Source organism: Streptomyces fungicidicus, assembly GCF_003665435.1.
Classification (GTDB): Bacteria; Actinomycetota; Actinomycetes; order Streptomycetales; family Streptomycetaceae; genus Streptomyces; species Streptomyces fungicidicus.
Genome location: NZ_CP023408.1, coordinates 18,296 through 39,965, shown reverse-complemented (window position 1 = coordinate 39,965; position 21,670 = coordinate 18,296). Strand labels below are relative to the sequence as shown.

Genomic DNA, 21,670 nt, shown 5'->3' with positions numbered 1-21,670 from the left:
GCGGCCGGGCCTGCCGTGTCGTCTACAGTCCGGCCCGCGTCAGCAGTACGGGCAGCGCCTCCGGTTTGACCTTCTGGACCGAGCGCACCTGGCCCAGTCCCAGTTCCTCGCGGCTCACCGGGTCGCGGTACAGCGCCTTCGTCGCCTCGGTCACCAGGGTCACGGGGACCAGGAAGGGGACGTCGGGGTCCTCGTCGTCCGCGCGGGGCTCCTCGTCGACCCCGGCCACGGCGGCGACCTCGGACTGCGGCCGCGCGAAGAGGAACCAGAGCCGGTCACCCGGCGCCATGCGGTAGCGGCGGCTGAGCCAGAGCTCCAGCTCCGGCTCCTCCTCGGCCAGTTGGAGCATCGACTCCTTGTCGGACGGCTCCCCGTCCAGCGTGTCCTTGCGCGGATCGAGGATGTAGATCCAGTCCGCCATGGGATCCCCTTCGGTCAGAACGCTCGGCCCGCGTGGACACATCGGTGCGGCGTCTCATCGTGCCAGACAGCCGGGCCGTGCGCGTACACGTTTTCGACACAGAGGTGTCAGGCGTCCGGTTTCAGGGCGCCGTTGCCGAGTCCGTCGCGGGCCAGTGCGGCGATCTGGCGGCTCAGTTCGGCCACCCGCCGGGACCGCTCCTCGAACTCCCGCAGCGCGTGGAAGGCGGAGCCGTACCCGCGCTGTGTGGCGATGTCCATCTGGGGGACGCGGGCGCCCTTGCTGTCCAGCCGGAAGGTGCCGCTGGCGGTGGTGGAGCGGCGGCTGTTGGCGGCGCTGTGCAGGAAGCCCTGGAGGAAGTCCGTGTCGAGCTGGTCGCTGACCGACACCGGTTCCGGGTCGGCGTACTCGACGAGGCCGGCCCTGACCAGGTCGGCGACGCCGACGCTGGGCCCGTCCAGGGCGCCGGCGCCCTCGCCGGCGACGAGGGCGGGCAGCAGTTCGGTCAGGCGCCGCACCTGTGCGGTGAGTTCCTCGCGCAGGGTGTCGTACTCGGTGACGTAGTCGCGGTGGGACTCCTCGACGTGCCGGCTCGGGGTGAGGTCGACCAGGTCGTCGAGCAGATCGATCTGGGGGACCTCGGTGATCTGCTGGGCCCTGGGCTCCAGGGGGTCGTCGGGGTCGTTGGAGGTGAGGTCGACCATGCGCACGGTGGTGGCCGCGTCGTCCGGGGTCCGCGGGCGTCGCAGATGCCACAGGTGGACGGGCAGGGAGTGCGCGGCGGCCGTGCCGGGGGGCAGCGCGGTGACCTGGGTGAGGATGCCGCGGCGGACCAGTTCGGCCCGGATGCGGCGGCCGGCCTTGCGGTAGGCCACCGAGGCGGGCATGACCATCACGACCCGGCCGCCGGGAGCGGTGTGCGCGTAGGCGTGCTGGAGCCAGGCGAGTTCGCCCTCCGCGCGGGAGGGGGTGCCGAGTTCCCAGCGCGGGTCGAGGAGGAGGTCCTCGCGGCCCCAGTCGGTGTCGCTGACCGGGGGGTCGCAGACGACGAGGTCGGCCTTGAGGCCGGGCCACCGGTCGGCGCGCAGCGAGTCGCCGTGCGCGATCTCGGTACGGGTCAGTCCGCCGAGGCCGGCCCGTGACTGTGCGAGGCGGGCGCTGCGGGCGTCCACTTCCTGGCCGTGCCGTCTGGTGTCCCGTCCGGCGCCGAGGGTGAGCAGCAGGGTGCCGATTCCGCAGGCGGGGTCGAAGAGCACCGCGTCGGCGGCCACGTCTCCCGCGAAGTGGCGGACGGCGCGGACCACCCGGGGCGAGGTCACCTGGTCCGAACCGGCTCGCCGTACGGACTCCGTGAAGCGCTCGGCGAGGCCGTTCACCACGTCGCCGGGGGATCCGCCGCCGGCCATCCGGCGGGCGAGCCGGACCGCCTGGTCGGGCAGCTCAGCCGGTGTCTTCTCGTCGGGCGACGCGAGGGCCCGTGCCACGTCCGCGAGCCCGCCGAGGATGTCGTCGCCGTAGGCGCCGCGCAGCACCTGCCAGAGCTGGACCTCGTCGGTGACGTCCTGCCCCTTGCTCTGCTTGTCCAGCCAGGCCTGCACCTCGGCCAGGTCGAAGAGGGGGCTGTTGGCGCCGCCGCCGGCCGGTGCCGGGAAGTCGTCGTACCGCCGCCTCCAGTTCGACACGGCCGCGCGGGTCACACCCGCGATACGGGCGATCTCGGAGCCGGTGACCAACGGGTTCGTCGGCGTGGCCGGTGTCTGTGGCATACCGGCCACGGTACACAGCGTCGCGACCGGCATCAATCGAAGGCGATCGTTGACGACGTCAACGCCGCTCGCGGGTGGCCGGGCCCGGCGTCCCTCACCCGTCGGTGTCGTGCGCGGACCCATCCGGGCAGGACTCCGCGAACGCGGCCTCCGGCACCTGCTCCTCCCACTCGTCGCGGGTGAAGCCGCGGCCCACGGCCCTGCAGGCAGTGCCGAGGGTGTCGGCCGCCAGCGCGAGGCAGGCGCCGAGGTCCACGACGTAGGCGAAACCCGCGCTCGTCGTGACCATCGTCCGCCCGTCCGGTCCGCCCGGGACCACTTCGTCGACGCCGACTCCGAACTGCCGCACCTGGAGGGCGTAGGGGGAGGTTGAGGTGAGCGGGAAGCTTCCGCCGGAGAAGCAGGGGTCGAGGACGACGGCGCTGCCGTCGGGTGCCTCGCTCCGCTCATCGTCGCGGTGGCGGCTTTCCGGCGGGCGCGCCGTGGGCGTTGTCAGTGGCTGCCGATAGCTTGATCCCGTTGCGCCGCTCCGGCGTTGACGTCCCCTTTCGCGTGCATGGGAGATGGTGCGTTGTCGGTCTGGGAGAAGTCGAGTACGGCACGGGTGGTGCCCTCCGCGCGGCCGCGGAAACTCGCGAAGGTGCCGTTCGTGGAGCTGGCCGACGGGCGGTTGCAGGGTGTGGTGTCCAGCGGGTCGGACATCGGGCGGGTGTACGTGTCGTCGGTCGAGGCGGGGACGTACGCGTTCGCGTGCAGCACCAACAACAACCGGCCCTGCGGCGGGGCGCGCGGCTGGTTCTGCAATCACATACGGGCGCTCGTCTTCGAGGCAGTGCTGCAGTACGGCGTCGAGCGGGTGACCCGGTACCTGAAGGTGGAGGTCGGCGGGGAGGCGCCCGACGGTGACGACGTCACCCACGCGATGACCGCCACGCGGCCCGTGAACGGCGACGGTTCGGCGGCGGCGCAGGTGTTCAGCCGGTTCCTGCGGCACCTGGCCTATCTCGAGTTCGAGCCGGCCACCGCCCCGTTGCCCGAGATGCAGTGGTTCCCGACGACGAGGGCGGTGGCGTGATGCGTGCCGATCTGCTGGGCGACTCCGTCGACGGGGTCGACGAGGTCCTTCGGGCCGTGGACGGCTTCGACGAGGTGCTGGTCGCCGGGCTGCTGCGTCCGCAGCCCGCCCAGGCGGAAGGGCTGGCCGCGCTCGCCGTGGCGGTCGCCGGGTCGCCGCTGGCGGCACGGGTCGCCGAGGCGGCGGAGAAGACGGCCGCGGGCGCCGCGGGAGAGGACCACTTCGTGGCGCTCGCCGCCGCCCGGACCGCGCTGCTCGGCTCGGTGCACGACGCGCTCGTGCAGCGGGTCGAGGAGGCCGTCGGGCGGGCGCGCGCCGAGGAGGCCGCCACGCCGGCCGGCGGCTCCGCGCACGCGGTCAATCTGCATGCCGCGGCCCGTAGTTGGCTGTGCGATCTGGCGCGGGCCGGGTGGCAGGGCATCGACCACGAACTGGTCGGCGGGGCCGCGCCCGTCGTCTCCGCGATGCTGCCCGACCCCGCGCTGCGCCGCCTCGCCACGCTGCTGGACGGCTTCGCCGCCGAACTCGCCGCGTGCTGCCCCGGGGCGACGCTGGAGCGCGTCCCGGTGCGGCGGTGGGCCGACCTGTGGTCGCGCGCCATGCTGCTGACGGTGCCGGGAGCCGTTTCGGCGCCCGCCGTCACCGAGGTGTCCGGCCGGCTGCTGCCGCTCGGCGTCGACGTGCAGGAGCACGCCACCGCCGTACAGGCGCAGGTGCACGCGGTGCTGGAGCCGGCGGACGGCGGCACGCCGCGGCTGGTGCGGGCCAGTGTGTCCGCGCCCAAGCCGGACACCGTCGTCGGGGCGGGGCTGTGGCAGTCGCTCCGGCCGCGCATGGCGCTGCTGGCCGCCGTGAGCGAGGGGCGCGCCATGGACCTCGACGCGATGCCCATGACCGGTGCGGGCGATCTGCTGTGGGACGACGCCCGGGCCGGGGCGGGCGAGCCCGCCGAGGCGTTCGCCACCGCGCGGGTGGCGCTGCCCGCCGCCGTGGCCTTCGCGACCGCTCCGCTGGACCGTCATCCGGCCGGGATCGCCGTGCCCGTCCTGCTGGAGGGGTACGCCGTGGAGGAGGACGAGGGCCGGACGGTGTTCCGGGTCGCCGGGCTGCGGCTGCCCGTCGACACCGACCGGATGCCGGCGGCCGGTCCGCTCACGCCCGAGGCCGTCACCGCGTCCGGCGCATGTGTCGGGCTGCTGCGCTGGGACGCCGGGGAGTTCCTGCTGCAGCCGCTCGCCGTGGAGCGGACGGTGCGGAAGAAGACCGTCGCCGTGCACGCCGGGGCGTGGGCCGGCGGTACGGCCGACAAGGCCGGGGTGCGGGCCGAGAAGGCGGCCACCGACGCCGTGAAGGTACTGCGCGAGCGCGCCGGAAAGCTGCTGCGGAAATGAGCGAGCCGACCCTTGCGGGCGCCCCGGCACCCGATCCTGACGAGAACCGGCGGCAGGTGCTGTACTGGCGGCTGCTGGCCCGGCTCTTCGACCCCGAGGAGCAGGCCGGCCTGGAGTCGGCGAGTCTCGCCGTCGTCGAGGACATCGGCCTGCCGGCCGCGCTGCTGGATCCGGGGGCGTCCGTCGACTCCGTCGTGCAGCGGCATCCGGACCTGGCCCCGGAGTTCGACGGTCTGATGACGCCCGAGCCGGACGAGGACGGTGCGCGTGACCGGGCCGCCGAGGTGCGGCGCGCGGCGCTCGCCTCGAAGGTGCTGCTGAACGTCTTCGCGAACCCCCCGGGCACGGTCACGGCCGAGCAGCTGTCGCGCTGGCAGTCCGACGCGGGCTGGCTGGAGCGGGCGCTCGGCTGCCGGCCCGGCGAGCTGCGCGGCGGGCGTCCCGCGGGAGCCGGAAAGGGCGTCAGCCCGACCGGGACCGGTCACGGCGGCCCTACGCCCGACCTCGGCCGCCTGATCCCCGAGATCGGGCCGGAGCTCGGCTCCATCGAGGCCGGCCTCGTCCGGCGGATGCGGCTGCGCGAGGTGCTGGCCGACCCCGCGCTGGCGTCCCGGCTGACGCCGAGCATGTCGCTGATCGAGCAGTTGCTGCGCGACAAGGACAACCTCTCCGGTGTCGCCCTCGCCAACGCCAAGGCGCTCATCCGGCGTTACGTCGACGAGGTCACCGAGGTGCTGCGCACCCAGGTGGAGAAGGCCACGGTCGGTGACATCGACCGGTCCGTGCCGCCCAAGCGCGTCTTCCGCAACCTCGACCTGGACCGCACCATCTGGAAGAACCTCACCAACTGGGACCCGGAGCAGGAGCGGCTCTACGTCGACCGGCTCTACTACCGGCACACCAGCCGCAAGACGACTCCGCAGCGGCTGATCGTGGTCGTGGACCAGTCGGGTTCGATGGTCGACTCCATGGTCAACTGCACCATCCTGGCGTCCATCTTCGCCGGACTGCCGAAGGTCGACGTCCATCTGATCGCGTACGACACTCAGGCGCTGGACCTCACGCCCTGGGCGCACGACCCGTTCGAGACGCTGCTGCGCACCAAGCTGGGCGGCGGCACCGACGGCACGGTCGCCATGACGCTCGCCCAGCCGAAGATCGCCGAGCCGCGGAACACGGTCGTGGTGTGGATCTCCGACTTCTACGAATGGCGCACGGACGAGCTGTTCGAGAGCATGGCCGCCATCCACCGCTCGGGGGCGAAGTTCATCCCGGTGGGTTCGGTGACCAGCTCCGGGCGCGGCAGCGTCAACCCGTGGTTCCGGGAGAAGTTCAAGGACCTCGGTACGCCGGTGATCTCCGGCCACATCAAGAAGCTCGTGCACGAGCTCAAGACGTTCCTCACCTGATCACCGCGCACACCCCGCCGTGATCACCGTACGGAAAGGCCTTACCCTCATGTCCGACCTGCTGCGCGCTCCCGCCGAGATCAAGTACGCCGAGGAGCTCGACTGGCTGGAGTCGATCGACGACGGCCCCAAGCCGTTCTCGTGGCGGCTGTCCCCGAAGATGGTCCGTCTGTTCATCCTCGGCTCCGAGCGTGCCGACGGCCTGGACCGGGAGGTGGCGCAGAAGTGGTTCGGCGACCGCAGCTTCGTCGAGCGGTCCATCGTCACCCTCGCCTCCGACCGCGGTCTGCTGCTCATCGGTGACCCCGGCACGGGCAAGAGCTGGCTGGCGGAGCTGCTGTCCGCCGCGATCTCGCGCAACTCCACCCTGGTGGTGCAGGGCACGGCCGGCACCACCGAGGACCACATCAAGTACTCCTGGAACGTGTCGATGGTCATCGCCAAGGGCCAGTCGCGGGAGTCGATGATCCCCTCGCCGATCATGACCGCGATGGAGGCCGGGTCGATCGGCCGCTTCGAGGAGCTGACCCGTTCCACGAGTGATGTGCAGGACGCGCTGATCTCGATCCTGTCCGAGAAGTACATCTCCGTTCCGGAACTGGAGAGCGGCGGCAGCGACAACATCGTGTTCGCCAAGCCGGGCTTCTCGATCATCGCCACGGCCAACAGCCGCGACCGGGGCGTCAACGACCTGTCGTCCGCGCTGAAGCGGCGTTTCAACTTCGTCCGCATCCCGGTCGTGACGAACAAGCGGAGCGAGGCGGAGATCGTCCGCTTCCGCACCGAGGAACTGCTGCGCCGGCACGCGATCGACCTCGACGTGCCGCCGACCCTGCTGGACGTGCTGCTGCAGAGCTTCGCCGACCTGCGCGCCTCCGCGGCCGCGGCCGGCAGCGACGACGAGAAGCTGGAGTCCGCGCTGTCGACGGCCGAGCAGATCGGCGTGCTGGAGGACGCCGTGCTGCACAGCAACTTCTTCGGCGAGCGCGCCCTGACGGCGCGCACCCTCGCCTCCTCGCTGGTCGGCTCCCTCACCCGGCGCGAGCCGGAGGACCTGGCCATCCTCAACAAGTACCTGCACGGCGTCGTCGAGCCGCGCAGCAAGGAGGAGGGCGGCTCCTGGCCCGAGTTCCTCGAGGGCGGCCGCGACGCGATCGCCACCCTGTCATGAGCGCTCCCCGGGAGAACGGCGCCTTCGCCGGGCTGCGCGGCCAACTGCGGGACGCGGCGGCCACGTTCGCGGGAGGTCCGGACGCGCTGGAGGGCATCCTGCTCGGCATGGTCGACGACGTCGACCGGGCGGTGGGCGAACCCCTGGAGATCTTCCCGGTCTGCCACCACTCCCCCGCCTCGGCGCTCGCCATGGCCCGCCGCCTGCGCGAGAAGCAGCCCAAGGTGGTGTATCTGGAGCTGTGCGAGGACATGGCGCCGCTCCTGACCGAGCTGCGCAACTGCCGGCTGCCGGTGGCGGTGCAGGCGTTCGCCGGCGACGTCGACGGCTTCCCCGCCGACTGGGCCCCGCTCTCGGTGGTCGCGCCGGTCACCGAGGCGTCCGCCGAGTACCAGGCGATCGCGTACGCCCTGGACACCCCGGGGGTGGAGCTGGTCCTGGTCGACCGGTCGGCGGACCACGTCTTCCAGTGGGACAGCCGGGGCGAGGAGGCCCCGGAGGGGGACGGGCCGGCGGAGGAACCGGAGGCCGCGCTGCACGGCGAGGCCGTCGGCGTCGGGATCGGCGACCTGCGGCCGCGCTTCGCCGAACTGGAGGAGCACCTGCTGCGCCACGGCAAGGTGCGGCACTGGTCGGAGTGGTGGCACCAGTACGTCGAGGTCCCGCTCGGGGACAGCGACCACGACACCTACCGCCAGGTCATGTTCCTCATCGGCAGCCTGTTCCGGCGGCTCGCCCCGGGTGACGGGTCCCGGGTGCGGGTGGACGAGGACCGCGAGCGGTACATGTGGACCCGGATGCGCGAGCATCTGGCGGTGACCGGCACGGACCCGGAGGACTGCCTGTACGTGTGCGGGGCGTTCCACGCGGCCAGCCGTGTCGAGGAGTTCGGCGTGCACGGCGTCCCGGGCGCCTTCGAGATCTCCCCGCGCACCGCCACCGCCTGGCAGTACGGGCTGATCCCGTCGAGCCACGCCGCGATCGAGGCGCAGTTCGGCCTGGCCGCGGGTTCGGTGTCGATCGCGGCGACGGAGTGGGCCAAGGGCCTGAAGCGGACCCGGGTGAAGCCGTACGTGCTGGAGGGCCAGGCCGGGAAGCGGAAGTCCGCGGCCAAGAAGGCGGCCGTCGTCCCCGCTCCACCGTCCGAGGTCGCCACGGACAAGCTGTCGGGCTTCCTGCGCCGGCCGCCCGTGCTCGACGGTCTTGACGAGGCCGAACTGCTCGGCTGGTCGGTGGACATCGTGCGCGCGGCCCGCCGCAACGGCTATCTCGCCTCGACGGCCGACGCCATCGCCGTCTTCGAGACGTCGATCCTGCTGGCCGGCATGCGGGACCGGGCGAAGCCGACGCCGTACGACTTCCAGGACGCGGCGGTCACCTGCATCGAGAAGGACAGCGTCCCGGGGCGGCGGGACGTGCGGCGGCTCGTCGAGATCATGATGGGCGGTGACCGGATCGGCCAGGTCGGGTACGACTCGCTGCCGCCGCTCGCCCGCGACGTGTTCGACCGGCTCGCGCCGCTGGAGCTGAAGCTGGAGCAGCGCGGGGTGCGCCGGGCGCTGCTCGACATGGCGTCCCGGCCCGAACTGCGGGCCTGCTCCGACGTGCTGTGGATGCTGCGCCGTCTGCTGCCGCGGGGTGCGGCGCGGCCCATCATGGGTGAGCGGCGGCTGGGCGAGCGGTCGATCCAGGAGTCGTGGGACCTGGCGCTCGGCACCCATCAGCGGGCCCTGATCGAGCTGGGCTACGAGGGCGTCAGCCTGGAGCAGGTGCTGGAGCAGCGGCTGCGGCGCGACGCGTACGGGCCGCAGGCGACGACGGCGGCGGTGCTGGCGGCGGTGGAGGACGCGACGCTGTATCTGGGCAGCCGCCGGCTCGCCGACGAACTCGGCTCGCACGCGCTGAAGCTGCTCGCCGCCGAGCGCAGCGTGGACGGGGCGCCCGAGGTGCTGAGCCGGGTGCGTGCGCTGCTGGCGTACTACCGGACGAGCGAGCCGGTGCTGCCGTCGTGGATCGAGTCGTTCGTCAAGGCGGGGTACGCCCACTACTGCACGCTGCTGCCGACGGCGTTCCGGGACGAGGACGCGACGGTCGGGCAGGTCGCGGCGATGCTCGGCTTCCTGTTCGGCATGGAGGGCCTCGCGCTGTCGCTGGGCTGCGACCGCACCCAGCTGGAGCTCGCGGTCGCCCAGTCGCACCCGGACGAGCCGGCGAAGACGGCTCTGCTGTGGGCGGCGCAGGTGCAGCTGGGCACCCTGTCCCGGGGCGCACTGCGCGAGCGGTGCGACGAGCTCCTGGACAACCCCCTGGTGGTGCCCGCCTATCCGCGGTACCTGAGCGGCTTCGTGCACGCGCTGGAGCCGGTGCCCGGGCTGGCGGACGTGGTCGTGGAGGCGGTGTCGAACGCGTTCGGGCGGCTGCCGGACGCGGTGCTGCTGCCCTGGCTGCCGCTGTTGATCACCACGCTGCGTTCCGGGGCGGCGGACCTCGCCCCGCTGCTGATCCGCGAGGCCGGCCGGATCTTCCCGGGCAGGCTGGCGGCCCTGGACGCGTGGGTGCCGCCGTGGCGGACGCCGGAGACGGATCCGTTCGCCGCCGTTCCGCGCACACCCGCGCCCGACGCTCCCCGGGGCGCCGCGCTCCTCGCGGCGCACCCGGCGGCGTGCGACGCCGTGGCGGCACTGCTCGGCTGCGACGGGGGCTGGGCACCGTCCGGCGTCCCGGCCCCCGCGGGCGTGCCGTTGCTGGCCGCGCACCCGGCGGCGTGCGACGCCGTGGCGGCACTGCTCGGCTGCGACGGGGGCTGGGCGACGGCGGCGGAACCGGCCCCGGCGGGCGCCGCCCTGGCGGCCCGCCACCCGGCGACAGCCGAAGCCCTGGAGTCCCTGCTCACCACCGGCTGACTGCGGCATGCCGAACCCCGAGCGGGGCACGACAGTGGACCGGCCCCGCTCGGAGGCTCGACGGTGGGCGGGCCCGCTCGGCGGTCCGACGGTGGACCCGGTCCCGCTCAGAGATCCGACAGCGGACGGGTCCCCGCTCAGGGGTCCGGCGCTGAGCGGGCCCGCTCAGCGGTCCGACGGTGGACGGGCCAGCTCGGAGGCCCGACGGTGGACCCGGTCCCGCTCAGAGGCCCGACAGGGGACCGGGCGCCGCTCAGAGGCCCGACAGGGGACCGGGCGCCGCTCGGAGGCCCGACGGTAGGCCGGACCCCGGTCGGGGTCCGGCCCGGTGCCGCGCCCGAGGGGCGGCCCAGAGGGCGGCCTCATCGGGTGAGCAGGCGTTCGATCCACTCCTTCGCCTCGGTGAGCCGAGTGCGGAGGTCCGCGGCGATGTCGCACCTCTTCAGGGTCAGCCCGACCTTCTTGCTCACCCTCCACCGCCACGGCCACAGCGGGCGGGCGTGCTCCTCGGAGAGGGCGGCGACGTACTTCTCGATCAGGCCGTCGATCTCGTCCAGCGGGCTGTCGGGCCAGCGCCTGGCGTCGTCCCGGAGCTGACCGCGCAGCGTGGTGAGGGTGGCGAAGTCGGCCTTGCGCACGGTGTCCTTCGCCTCGAGGGTCTCCATCTCGGCCTCGACCGCGCCGAGCCGGTCGTGGAAGGGCTGAAGCTGGGCGGCCGTCTTGTCGAAGGCCCGCTTGCGCCATCCCACGAAGGCGATCAGCAGGGACACCGCGACGGCGACGGCCGCCACGACGGCGGCCCAGGTCCACCCGCCGAACAGCGCGCCGTCACCGCCCGCGGTGTGGCCGGCCCGCGCCGCCTCCATGCAGGTCTCGATCACCTTCCGGGCCGTCGGAGAAACAGAACAAGACATGGGATGTCGTCCTCATGGAGATGGGCCGTGCCGGCGGAGTGCCACGCTGAAGGGCCGGTGTCGCAATGCAGCCTCCACCGAGGGGAAAAGCGTCGGCAAATGAACGCGTTGAGCCATTCCCGAAGCCTCGTTGAACCCGGGAAAGAGCGGATACCGTCGTCCATCAGCAACGTCAACCCCGATAGCCCGTCATTTCGTTGACGCCACGTCATTTCTCTTTGAGATCCTTTGACGGGCGAGTGACGGCACTCCTACGCTACGGCGGGAATGAGGAGGTACCAGGGGTGCCCGCTTATCTGCACTGGGGCAAGGTTCTCGGAATCTACGACGACGAGGCGCCCGCGACCCTGCCGAGTCAACTCGATCTTCTGCGCGCCCTGCAGGATCTCGACACACCCGATGTCGCTCTCGTGTACCGGCTCAGGACTTCACCGGAAGGCGGTCCGAACGCGGAACCGAGCGCCCTTTTCGATCTGCGCTGCCTTTCCCGCGACAAGGAAACGATCTCCGCGGCCGAGGCGCGCACTCTCGATGATCTCAGCGCGGTGGCGCTGCTTCCCGCGTACAACATTCTCGGGGCCAGCGAACTCCGGGTCGGCTACAAGTACCGGACGCGTATCGTCCCGTCCGCCCGGCGCGGGGACGAACTGCCCATCAAACGGGACTGGGCGGAACTCGTGGACCTCTTCCGCCGCCGTGAGGACGACGTGGCGCTGGACATCACCTGCACGCTGACCGACGTGCGGGCGGGAAAGCACCGGGCGTCCCTGAGGACGGGTCACATCACGAGCATCGACCGGGCCACCGCGTTCTTCGAGGCGGCCGCGGCGGAGTGCCGGTACCACCAGGAGGGTCAGCGTCAGCTGATGGTGACGGTGACGCTCCAGTCCACGGCGCCCATCGACCAGGTCTTCGCGAGGACGACCGGCCGCATGCTGTTCGGCACGCCGGTGCGGCTGCGGCCGGTCCAGCGGTACCGGCCGATCACCAGCAGCCCCGCACTGGGCGTGGTCGGCTGCCCGGAACAGCTGATCCGGGTGTGGCACGCGCCGTACGGGAACATGCAGGGCCGGGGCCTCGGTTCGTGGCGGGACACGCGTATCGCGATGCGCCGCAAACCGCCCAAGGTCGAGGCGGGCGTCACGCTGGGCCGGGCGCGATGGCACGGAGCGCGCTTCACCAAGGACGAGGTGGTGGAGATCAGCGACGCGGACCGCACCAAGCACACGTACGTCGTCGGGAAGACCGGCTCGGGAAAGACCAACGTGCTGAAGTCGCTGGTCCGGCAGGACATCCGCAACGGGAACGGCTGCGCCGTCATCGACCCGCACGGCGACCTCGTCGACTACGCCCTGGAGCACGCCGGGGACCGCGTCGAGGACGTCGTCCACCTGGACTTCGGCGACCCCGCGTACCTGCCGGTGGTGAACCCGTTCCTCATCGACGTCGAGGCGGAGAGCGACTACCAGATGGCGGTCGAGGAGATCCTCGAGATCATCATCCGCCGTTCGTACAGCCAGTTCACCGGGCCGGTCTTCGACGACACGACCCGGCTGATGCTGAAGACGATCTGGCACCGGGAGATCCGGGGCGACCTGCTGCCCAGCATCCCGCTCGCCCTGGAGGTCCTGCGCACCCCCGGCATGCGCAAGTGGGCCGCCGGTGTACTGGGCGACGTGGACCCGGAACTGGCGGACCAGTGGCGGGCGTTCGAGGGCATGCTGGCCAGTTCGGTGGCGGAGACGGTCCGCTGGGCGGCGGCGAAGTTCGCGGACTTCACCAGCGGCAACCCGCTCCAGCTGCTCACCGCCGGCTCCTCCCCGCTGTCCTTCCAGGACATCTACGACGAGCGGAAGATCCTGCTGGTCAAGCTGCCCGAGACCATGATGGGCCCGATGTCGGGGCAGTTCCTGGGCTCCCTGATGTTCAACCGGATCTACCGCGCCGCGCGGGCGGGCGGCTCCGCCAAGGCGGCGCCGTTCTTCATCCACGTCGACGAGTTCCAGCGGTTCGTCAGCCATGAGGTCGAGGAACTCGTCGCCGAGGCACGCAAGTTCAACGTGGGGCTGACCTTCGCGCACCAGAACCTGCGGCAGCTGGAGGCCTTCTCCCGGTACGAGGGGTCGGCCAACGCGCGGCTCGCCGAGGCGATCTTCTCCAACGTGGGCACCATGATCGTCATGAAGACCTCGGGCCGGGACGTGAAGGCCTTCGCGGACGAGTTCTCGGTGAACGAGGCGCAGGTGCGCAACATCGCGCAGTACGAGGCGCTGGCGCGCACCGTGATCGGGAACGCGGAGCAGCCCGCGTTCAGCCTCGTGGTAGGCCACGAGGTCTCGGGCCGGGGGGACGCCTCCGTGGCCGGCCGGGTGCGGGAGCGGATGATCGCACAGGGGATCATGCGACCGCGGGACGAACTGCGCACGCTGCAGAAGGACCTGGAGTCCTTCCGGGCGCACGGCAAGCCCGGCCGGCCGCGGGCACCGGAGCGCCGCCCCTCCCGCGACTCGTCGCCGCCGTCGGGCGACGCGCCGTTCGAGCTCCTCCCCGAAGGCCCCGAGGACGCGCCCTCCCCCTCGTCGTCCAGTCCGCTCGACGACTGGCTGGCCCGGCGGAAGTCACGGAAAGGGCGGGTTGCCCGCGCGGACCCGGAACCCGCCGACACCCCATCCGATTCCCTACCTCTGCGGAGTTGACCATGAGCACCCCGGATTTCGAAGGCCGTGCCGAACGGATCGATCCCGTACTGCAGACCGCCTGGGAGCACCTGGACACCGATATCGACGTACGGATCGACGCGATCGCGGAGGAGCTGAACATCGAGCGCGACAAGGTCATCGCGCTGAGCGTGCTGTTCTTCTCCAGCCAGCTGCAGCTGCGGCGGGAGGACAAGATGGTCATCGTGTGCGGCCGGCCGGCCAAGGCGTACCCCGACCCGCTGGCCGCGCTGTTCGACCAGGACGACTCGGGCAAGTACAACGCGATCTACCAGCAGCTGGTCGGAACGTGGAACGCCTCATGAGCGGGGCCGACCGCGATGTGGACAACTTCAACGAGAGCGCCGAACGCGCCGGGGAATCGGGTGGCGTTCCTCCCGCGCCACCACGGGACCGGCTGGAACCCGGCTCGGGGTTCCGCAACTACAAGGTGTCGAGGTCCGGGCAGCTGACCCTGCCCGGCTCGGCGCGCAACGAGTGGGAGCTGAAGGAGGGGGGATCGGTCCATGTCGCGCACATCGGGGACTTCGTGGTGATCGTGCGGGCCGGCGAATGGTCCAAACGGCTTCAGCTCTGGCGGCTGGAGGCCGATCTGGCCGCACAGCTCCAGGAAGAGATCGACCGTGAGGTGTGATGGCGACACAAGTACTCATCGACCGCTGGGGGTTCACCCTCCTCCTGAAAGGTCTCCGCCCGACGGCCCAGACGGGTGAACGGTTCGACGAATACCTGATCGGGGAGCGCGAGTACCTCCGCTTCCTGACCATCACCCAGCGGGCCGAGCCGCGCACCGGCGTCCTGCTGCTCCTCGAGTCGATACAGCGGGTCCAGGGGAAGTCCCCGTCGGTCACCAGCGCGCTGTCCGCGCTGCTCAGCCCGGAGCAGGTGCAGGAGCTGTACGGGATACCCGTCTCCCTCTCCCGGCTGCCCGAGCCCACCCTCGGGCTGCTGCCCGCCACCTGCGACCGGTTCGCCCTGCGGGAGAGCGAGGCGGAGAGCGTCCTCCTCGCCCTCCAGGAGGAGGTCGCCTTCCTCACCTGTTACCGGTCGCTGTCCGTGCGGCGCTGGATGTGGAAGGCCCTCTCCAAACACCGGATCACCAAGCTCGATCTCGACCACTCCTGCCCCCAGGTGAAGAGGAACGGCCCACTGCCGCCCGGCAGTGGGCCGCTGTGACGTCCCCGCAGGGGTGCGTCCGGGGCGTCAGGCCGCTCGCCGTGCGCGGTCGCGGTGTCCGCGGATGATGTCCGCGTACCGGTGACCGCTGCCCTTGATGGTGCGGGCCTGGGTGGCGTAGTCGACGTGGACGAGGCCGAAGCGCTTGTCGTAGCCGTACGCCCATTCGAAGTTGTCCAGCAGGGACCAGGCGAAGTAGCCGGCCAGCGGGGCGCCCTTGCGGGCGGCGTCGGCGCAGGCGGCCAGGTGCCGGATCAGGTAGTCCTGGCGCTCCGGGTCGTCGACGGTGCCGTCGGGGCGGACGACGTCCGGGAAGGCGGAGCCGTTCTCGGTGACGTAGAGCCTGCGGGCGCCGTACTCGTCCGTCAGGCGCAGCAGCAGCGTCTCGATGCCGCTCGCGTCGATCTCCCAGTCCATGCCGGTGCGCGGCACGCCGTCCCGGCGCACGAACGCGGCGTGCGGGGCGGGCCCGTCCGGGTCGGCGGCCACCACCTGCGGGAAGTAGTAGTTCAGGCCCAGCCAGTCGAGCGGGGCGGCGATGGTCTCCAGGTCGCCCTGCCGCTCCGGGAGTGCGACGCCGTACACCTCGCGCATGTCCTCGGGGAAGCCGCGGCCGTGGACGGGGTCGAGCCACCAGCGGTTGGTGTGGCCGTCCATGCGGACCGCCGCCGCCCGGTCCTCGGGGCTGTCGCTCGCGGCGTGGATGGTGGAGAGGTTGTTGACGATGCCGACCTGGGCGTCCGGGGCCGCGGCGCGGAGGGCGCGGGCGGCCAGGCCGTGGCCGAGCAGGAGGTGGTAGGAGGCGCGGACGGCGGCCGTGAGGTCCGTCCGGCCCGGGGCCATCTTGCCCTCGAGGTGTCCGATCCAGGCGGAGCACAGGGGCTCGTTGAGGGTCGCCCAGTGACGCACGCGGTCGCCGAGGCGTTCGGCGACGGCTGAGGCGTACGCGGCGAAGTGCTCGGCGGTGTCGCGCTCGGGCCAGCCGCCGCGGTCCTGGAGGGTCTGCGGCAGGTCCCAGTGGTAGAGGGTGACGGACGGGGTGATGCCGGCTTCCAGGAGTCCGTCGACCAGCCGGTCGTAGAAGGCCAGGCCCTTCGCGTTCACCGGGCCGTCGCCGCCCGGCACGACGCGCGGCCAGGCGACGGACAGCCGGTAGGCGTTGGTGCCCAGGCGGCGCATCAGGCCGATGTCCTCGCGCCAGCGGTGGTAGTGGTCGCAGGCGGTGTCGCCGTGGTCGCCGCCCGCGATCGTGCCGGGGGTGTGCGAGAAGGTGTCCCAGATCGACGGGGAACGGCCGTCCTCCGCCACGGCCCCCTCGATCTGGTACGCCGAGGTGGCCGTGCCCCACAGGAAGTCGTCGGGGAGGGCGGCGTAGTCGATGGTCACGGAAGTCCCTTCGGGTGGAGAGGAGCCGGTCACTTGACGGCTCCCGCCGTCAGTCCGGCGACGAGGTAGCGCTGCAGGAGCAGGAATCCGGCGACCACGGGGACGCTCACCACGAGGGAGGCGGCCATGATCTGGTTCCAGTACACGTCGTTGAGGGTGGAGTAGCCCTGGAGGCCGACGGCGAGGGTGCGGGTGGTGTCGTTCGTCATCACGGACGCGAACAGCACTTCGCCCCACGCGGTCATGAAGGCGTAGACCGCGACCGCGACGATGCCGGGGACCGCCGCCGGCACGACGACGCGGAACAGGGCGCCGAGGGGGCCGCAGCCGTCCACCGTCGCCGCCTCGTCCAGGTCGCGCGGGACCGAGTCGAAGTAGCCGATCAGCATCCAGATGGAGAACGGGAGCGAGAAGGTCAGGTACGTCAGGATCAGTCCGCCGCGGGAGCCGAAGAGGGCGATGCCGGTGGCGTTGCCGATGTTGACGTAGATGAGGAACAGCGGGAGGAGGAACAGGATGCCCGGGAACATCTGCGTCGACAGGACGGTCACCGTGAAGACGCGCCTGCCGCGGAAGCGGTAGCGGCTGACGGCGTAGGCGGAGAAGACGGCGATCACCACCGAGCAGACCGTCGCCGCGCCCGCCACGATCAGCGAGTTCACGAAGTAGCGGCCCAGCGGGACCGTGGACCAGATGTCGATGTACGGGCGGATGGTCAGCTCGGTGGGCAGCCAGCGGAACGTGCCGGTGACGTCGGCGAGCGGCTTCAGCGAGCTGGAGACCATGACGTAGACCGGGACCAGCACGAACCCGGTGAGCAGGGTCAGGAAGACCCGTCGGGCCCACAGGAACGAGCGGGGCGGGGCCATCGGGGACCGGGGTGTGCTCATGGGGCGGTCCTCCGTCCGCGCGAGGTGAGTACGAGATAGACGCCGGTGACGACGAGCAGGAACAGCAGGAGCAGGACGGACATCGCGGAGCCGGTGCCGAAGTTCCAGGTGACGAAGGACGCCTGGTAGATGTGGACGGAGATGAGGTCCGCGGCCTCGGGCGCGGACCTGCCGAAGAGGACGTACGGGGTGTTGAAGTCGTTGAACGTCCACAGGAACAGGACGAGGACCAGCACCTGGTTGACGGGGCGGAGCGACGGCAGGGTGATGCGGCGGATCTGCTGGAGCATCCCGGCGCCGTCGAGGGCGGCGGCCTCGTACAGCTCGCGCGGGATGTTCTGCAGGCCGGCCATCACGATGAGGAAGGCGAACGGCCAGCCCTTCCACACCGAGACGGTCAGCAGGGCGAGGAAGCTGTTGTCGCCGATGAGCCAGAAGGACGGCTTGTCGGTGAGGCCGAGCTGGTCGTGCAGGACGTGGTTCACCAGGCCGTTGTCGTGCTGGAACATGAACACCCAGGTGATGACGGCCGCGTAGACCGGCAGGGCGTACGGGACCAGGAACAGGGCGCGCAGCAGGCCGCGTCCGCGGAAGGTGTCCTGCATGAAGACCGCGGCGGCCGTGCCGATCAGCCAGCACAGGCCGACCGACAGCAGCGTGAAGGCGATGGTGATGAGGAAGGAGTGGAGGAGGGCCTTGCCGACGGGGGCGTCGAAGTCCACCGACACCGCGTAGTTGTCGAGGCCGGCCCAGGGGGCGGTGCCCCAGTCGCGGATGTAGAACTGGGTGAGTTCCTTGAGGCTCATCACGGCGCCGATGACCATCGGCACCAGGTGGACGAGGAGTTCGAGGAGCAGGGCGGGCAGGAGGAGCAGATAGGGCAGTCCGGCGCGGCGGATCCGCCCGGGACGGCGGCGGGGGCCGCGCGCCGCGCCGGGGGAGCTCTTGCGCACGGCGGCCTCCGCCGTGGGAGCAGTGGCAGTCATGGCGGTGTCGGGGCTCACTTCGCGGGCATCTGCTGCTGCGCCTTGGCGAGCGCGGCCTTCACCGAGCCGGTGGTCACCGCGCGTCCGGCGGCGGCGTCGGCGAACAGGTTCTTGACTGCGGTGCCGACGGCGGTCTCGAACTGCGACTCGTCCGGCACCTGCGGCAGGGCGGCGGCGCTCTTGGCGAGGGTGTCCTTCAGGACCGCGTTGGCCGGGGAGTTGAAGGCGGCGTCCTGCTGGGCTGCCTCGACCGGCGGGATCGAGCTGTACGCCGTGTTGAGGATCTTCTGTTCGGCGTCGCTGGTCATGAACTTCACGAACTTCGTCGCGCCGTCGAGGTTGTCGCTGTTCTTGAAGACGGCGAGGTTGATGCCGGCGACCATCGAGTTGACCTGCTCGCCGGTGCCGGGCGTGCCGGACCGCACGGGCACCGGGGCGATGCCGTAGGCGTCCTCGCTCATGCCCTGGGACTTGAGGTTGGCGGAGGCGGACTGCCACAGCAGCATCGCCGTCCTGCCCTTGGCGAAGTCGCTGACCGACTGGTTCTGGGCGTACTCGGCGTTGCCCGGGGCGATGATCTTGTCCTTGGCCATCAGGTCGACGTACTGCTTGACGGCCGCGACGGCGCCGTCGTTGGTGAAGTCGGCCTTGCCGTCGGCGGTGAAGAAGTCGGCGCCGTGCTGCTTGGCGAAGACGAAGACGTGGTGGATGTTCTCGGAGGGGTTGGAACCCTCCACGCCGATCCCCCACTTGCCGTCCTTGGACAGCTTCTCGCCGGCGGCGGTCAGCTCGTCCCAGGTGGCCGGCGGACCGTCGATGCCGGCGTCGGCGAACATCTGCTTGTTGTAGTAGAGGGCGTACGCCATCGAGTACAGCGGGACGGCCGCCGGGTCCTGGCCCTCGACGCCGGTGGAGCCGAGCGCGGAGTCGACGAAGCGGTCCCTGCCGCCGATCCTGTCGAAGTTCTCGGCGTCCCAGGGCAGCAGGGCGCCGGTCGCCTGGAGCGATGCGGACCAGGTGTTGCCGATGTTCAGCACGTCCGGGCCCTGTCCCGAGGTGGTCGCGGTGAGGATCCGGTTGAGCAGGTCGGACCAGGGCACGACCTCCAGCTTGACCTTGATCCCGGTCTCCTTCTCGAACTTGTCGAGTTCGGGCTGGAGGACCTTCTTGTCCACCTCGATGCTGGCGCCCTGGTTGGAGGCCCAGTAAGTCAGTTCCTCCGGCGAGTCGTTGGACCCGCCGCCGGTGCTCGATCCGCCTCCGCAGGCCGATGCGGCGAGGGCGAGAGACAGGATGACGGCGCCGGTGGCCGCGGCTCGGATACTGCGCATGGCTCCTGATGTCCCTTTCCGGGGTGCGCGGGGCGGCGCCTCGGTGCCGAGGAATCGCCTCACGGCTTAATTTAGGACGTGAGTTAAACCCTCCCGGCGCGGCACGTCAAGGGTTCGGACGGACTCACCCCACTCTCGCCGTACCCCTTGACTCCTCCGTTCCACGGATGAACCATTCAGCGTCGAGAGAGCGCTCCCAGCACCCCACGCCGTTCACTTCCTGAACCAGGAGAGCCGCCCCATGACGTCCGACTCCCCGTCGTCCTCCCGGCCGCAGCCCCTCGGCCGCCGCGCCGTCCTCGGTGCCGCGGCCGCCGCCCCGGTCCTGGCCGGACTCCCCTCCGCGGCCTCCGCCGCGCCGTCGGCGCCTCGCGGAAAACCGCGCCGGCTGAAGGGCGGTGGCGATCTCGGCCCCGACGTGATCGTCTTCGACCCGTCCACTCCGGGCATCCAGGCCAGGCTGGACGAGGTGTTCGCCCGGCAGGAGTCGGCGCAGTTCGGCACCGGCCGCTGCCAGCTGCTGTTCAAGCCGGGCACGTACCACGGGCTCAACGCGCAGATCGGCTTCTACACCTCCATCTCCGGCCTCGGCCTCTCCCCCGACGACACCACCATCAACGGTGACGTGACGGTCGACGCCGGCTGGTTCGACGGCAACGCCACGCAGAACTTCTGGCGTTCGGCGGAGAACCTGGCGATCGTCCCGGTCAACGGCACCAACCGGTGGGCGGTCGCGCAGGCCGCCCCGTTCCGCCGGATGCATGTGCGCGGCGGGCTCAACCTCGCCCCGTCCGGCTACGGCTGGGCGAGCGGCGGCTACATCGCCGACAGCCGCGTCGACGGCACGGTCGGGCCGTACTCGCAGCAGCAGTGGTACACCCGGGACAGCTCGGTCGGCGGCTGGACCAACGCCGTCTGGAACATGGTGTTCTCCGGTGTCGAGGGCGCCCCCGCGCAGAGCTTCCCCGACCCGCCGTACACCACGCTCGGGACCACGCCCCTCTCCCGCGAGAAGCCCTTCCTGTACCTCGACGGCGACCGTTACCGCGTCTTCCTGCCGGCGCTGCGCAGGGACGCGCGCGGGGTCACCTGGGGCAACGGCACCCCGCGCGGCACCTCCCTGCCGCTGGACCGCTTCTACGTCGCCAGGCCCGGCGACTCGGCGGCCACCCTCAACCAGGCGCTCGACCAGGGCCTGCACCTGCTGCTCACGCCGGGCATCTACCACGTCGACCAGCCGGTACGGGTGAACCGCGCCGGCACGGTCGTCCTGGGCCTCGGGTACGCCACCCTGATTCCCGGCAACGGCGCCACCGCCCTCAAGGTCGCCGACGTGGACGGCGTGCGGCTGGCCGGCTTCCTGATCGACGCCGGACCGGTCAACTCCCGCACGCTGCTGGAGATCGGCCCGAGCGGGGCGTCCCGGGACCACTCGGCCAACCCCATCACCGTGCAGGACGTGTTCATCCGGATCGGCGGAGCCGGCCCCGGCAGGGCCACCACCAGCATGGTGGTCAACGCCCGGAACACCATCATCGACCACACCTGGGTCTGGCGCGCCGACCACGGCGAGGGCGTCGGCTGGGAGACCAACCGCTGCGACTACGGCGTCGTCGTCAACGGCCACGACGTCCTCGCCACCGGCCTGTTCGTCGAGCACTTCAACAAGTACGACGTGCAGTGGAACGGCGAACGCGGCCGCACGGTCTTCTTCCAGAACGAGAAGGCGTACGACGCCCCCGACCAGGCCGCCGTCCAGAACGGCACGGTCAAGGGCTACGCGGCGTACAAGGTCGGCGACCACGTCACCACCCACGAGGGCTGGGGCATGGGCAGCTACTGCTACTACAACGTCAACCCGGACATCGTGCAGCACCACGGCTTCGCCGCCCCGGTACGGCCGGGGGTGCGCTTCCACCATCTGCTGGTCGTCTCGCTGAGCGGCCACGGACAGTACGAGTGCGTCATCAACGACACCGGGGCCCCGACGTCCGGCAGCGACACCGTGCCGTCCAAGGTGGTGTCCTACCCCTGACCCCGGCGCCGGGAGCACGCCCGCGACCGACGCCGGCGGTCCGGGTGTGCTCGTACGGCGGCGGTGGCGGCCCCTCCCGGCTCATTCGCGGGAGGGGCC

Annotated in this window: 18 protein-coding genes; 10 read left to right on the top strand and 8 right to left on the bottom strand. The window is 71.4% G+C overall.

Annotated elements, in window-relative coordinates:
- Positions 1-22 precede the first annotated feature (22 nt).
- From CNQ36_RS30415 to CNQ36_RS30405, 3 genes are all read right to left on the bottom strand, one after another.
- The gene (locus tag CNQ36_RS30415; protein WP_040905619.1) at positions 23-421 is read right to left on the bottom strand and encodes a hypothetical protein; all 399 of its coding nucleotides are present in this window, start codon (positions 419-421) and stop codon (positions 23-25) included.
- 107 nt (positions 422-528) lie between these two features.
- Positions 529-2,187, bottom strand: coding sequence for an N-6 DNA methylase (locus CNQ36_RS30410; protein WP_121549612.1), 1,659 nt, complete (start codon positions 2,185-2,187; stop codon positions 529-531).
- 94 nt (positions 2,188-2,281) lie between these two features.
- A complete protein-coding gene (locus CNQ36_RS30405; protein WP_163013443.1) occupies positions 2,282-2,536 on the bottom strand; it encodes a hypothetical protein in 255 nt (84 codons plus the stop codon).
- A gap of 207 nt (positions 2,537-2,743) precedes the next feature.
- Here CNQ36_RS30405 and CNQ36_RS30400 point away from each other — a divergent pair, with 207 nt between their 5' ends.
- From CNQ36_RS30400 to CNQ36_RS30380, 5 genes are read left to right on the top strand one after another with little or no spacing between them, the layout of a single operon-like run.
- Positions 2,744-3,262: a hypothetical protein gene (locus CNQ36_RS30400; protein ID WP_121548687.1), complete on the top strand. Its 519-nt coding sequence runs from the start codon at positions 2,744-2,746 to the stop codon at positions 3,260-3,262.
- The gene (locus CNQ36_RS30395) at positions 3,262-4,653 is read left to right on the top strand and encodes a hypothetical protein (protein WP_121549611.1); all 1,392 of its coding nucleotides are present in this window, start codon (positions 3,262-3,264) and stop codon (positions 4,651-4,653) included. Before CNQ36_RS30400 ends, CNQ36_RS30395 begins: the two co-directional genes overlap by 1 nt.
- Positions 4,650-6,062 (top strand): vWA domain-containing protein, encoded by a 1,413-nt coding sequence (locus tag CNQ36_RS30390; protein ID WP_121548685.1) that lies wholly within the window; start codon positions 4,650-4,652, stop codon positions 6,060-6,062. The genes CNQ36_RS30395 and CNQ36_RS30390 overlap by 4 nt, the downstream gene beginning before the upstream one ends.
- Before the next feature lie 49 nt (positions 6,063-6,111).
- Positions 6,112-7,233 carry an ATP-binding protein gene (locus tag CNQ36_RS30385; protein WP_121548683.1) on the top strand — a complete coding sequence of 374 codons (1,122 nt, stop codon included), beginning with the start codon at positions 6,112-6,114 and terminating at the stop codon, positions 7,231-7,233.
- Positions 7,230-10,136 (top strand): DUF5682 family protein, encoded by a 2,907-nt coding sequence (locus tag CNQ36_RS30380; RefSeq protein WP_121548681.1) that lies wholly within the window; start codon positions 7,230-7,232, stop codon positions 10,134-10,136. The genes CNQ36_RS30385 and CNQ36_RS30380 overlap by 4 nt, the downstream gene beginning before the upstream one ends.
- A gap of 362 nt (positions 10,137-10,498) precedes the next feature.
- Here CNQ36_RS30380 and CNQ36_RS30375 read toward each other — a convergent pair whose 3' ends face one another.
- Positions 10,499-11,017 (bottom strand): hypothetical protein, encoded by a 519-nt coding sequence (locus tag CNQ36_RS30375; protein ID WP_121548679.1) that lies wholly within the window; start codon positions 11,015-11,017, stop codon positions 10,499-10,501.
- A gap of 317 nt (positions 11,018-11,334) precedes the next feature.
- On the opposite strand from CNQ36_RS30375, the gene CNQ36_RS30370 reads away from it, so the two are divergent.
- Genes CNQ36_RS30370 through CNQ36_RS30355 form a run of 4 tightly spaced genes read left to right on the top strand, consistent with a single transcriptional unit; the run spans position 11,335 to position 14,943 of the window.
- Positions 11,335-13,746 carry a type IV secretion system DNA-binding domain-containing protein gene (locus tag CNQ36_RS30370; RefSeq protein ID WP_121548677.1) on the top strand — a complete coding sequence of 804 codons (2,412 nt, stop codon included), beginning with the start codon at positions 11,335-11,337 and terminating at the stop codon, positions 13,744-13,746.
- A gap of 2 nt (positions 13,747-13,748) precedes the next feature.
- Positions 13,749-14,072, top strand: a complete 324-nt coding sequence (locus tag CNQ36_RS30365) for a hypothetical protein (protein ID WP_040905626.1) — start codon at positions 13,749-13,751, stop codon at positions 14,070-14,072.
- Positions 14,069-14,401 carry an AbrB/MazE/SpoVT family DNA-binding domain-containing protein gene (locus CNQ36_RS30360; RefSeq protein WP_121548675.1) on the top strand — a complete coding sequence of 111 codons (333 nt, stop codon included), beginning with the start codon at positions 14,069-14,071 and terminating at the stop codon, positions 14,399-14,401. The genes CNQ36_RS30365 and CNQ36_RS30360 overlap by 4 nt, the downstream gene beginning before the upstream one ends.
- Positions 14,401-14,943: a hypothetical protein gene (locus tag CNQ36_RS30355; protein WP_121548673.1), complete on the top strand. Its 543-nt coding sequence runs from the start codon at positions 14,401-14,403 to the stop codon at positions 14,941-14,943. The genes CNQ36_RS30360 and CNQ36_RS30355 overlap by 1 nt, the downstream gene beginning before the upstream one ends.
- 27 nt (positions 14,944-14,970) lie before the next feature.
- Here CNQ36_RS30355 and CNQ36_RS30350 read toward each other — a convergent pair whose 3' ends face one another.
- From CNQ36_RS30350 to CNQ36_RS30335, 4 genes are read right to left on the bottom strand one after another with little or no spacing between them, the layout of a single operon-like run.
- The gene (locus CNQ36_RS30350; protein WP_121548671.1) at positions 14,971-16,329 is read right to left on the bottom strand and encodes a GH1 family beta-glucosidase; all 1,359 of its coding nucleotides are present in this window, start codon (positions 16,327-16,329) and stop codon (positions 14,971-14,973) included.
- Positions 16,330-16,358: 29 nt separating this feature from the next.
- Positions 16,359-17,198, bottom strand: a complete 840-nt coding sequence (locus CNQ36_RS30345; protein ID WP_040908354.1) for a carbohydrate ABC transporter permease — start codon at positions 17,196-17,198, stop codon at positions 16,359-16,361.
- Between the two features lie 17 nt (positions 17,199-17,215).
- The gene (locus CNQ36_RS30340) at positions 17,216-18,205 is read right to left on the bottom strand and encodes a carbohydrate ABC transporter permease (protein WP_121548669.1); all 990 of its coding nucleotides are present in this window, start codon (positions 18,203-18,205) and stop codon (positions 17,216-17,218) included.
- A 14-nt stretch (positions 18,206-18,219) separates the two neighbouring features.
- The gene (locus CNQ36_RS30335) at positions 18,220-19,536 is read right to left on the bottom strand and encodes an ABC transporter substrate-binding protein (RefSeq protein WP_004922698.1); all 1,317 of its coding nucleotides are present in this window, start codon (positions 19,534-19,536) and stop codon (positions 18,220-18,222) included.
- A gap of 241 nt (positions 19,537-19,777) precedes the next feature.
- Between CNQ36_RS30335 and CNQ36_RS30330 the strand changes: the two genes are divergently transcribed.
- The gene (locus tag CNQ36_RS30330; protein WP_121548667.1) at positions 19,778-21,571 is read left to right on the top strand and encodes a coagulation factor 5/8 type domain-containing protein; all 1,794 of its coding nucleotides are present in this window, start codon (positions 19,778-19,780) and stop codon (positions 21,569-21,571) included.
- Positions 21,572-21,670: the final 99 nt, after the last annotated feature.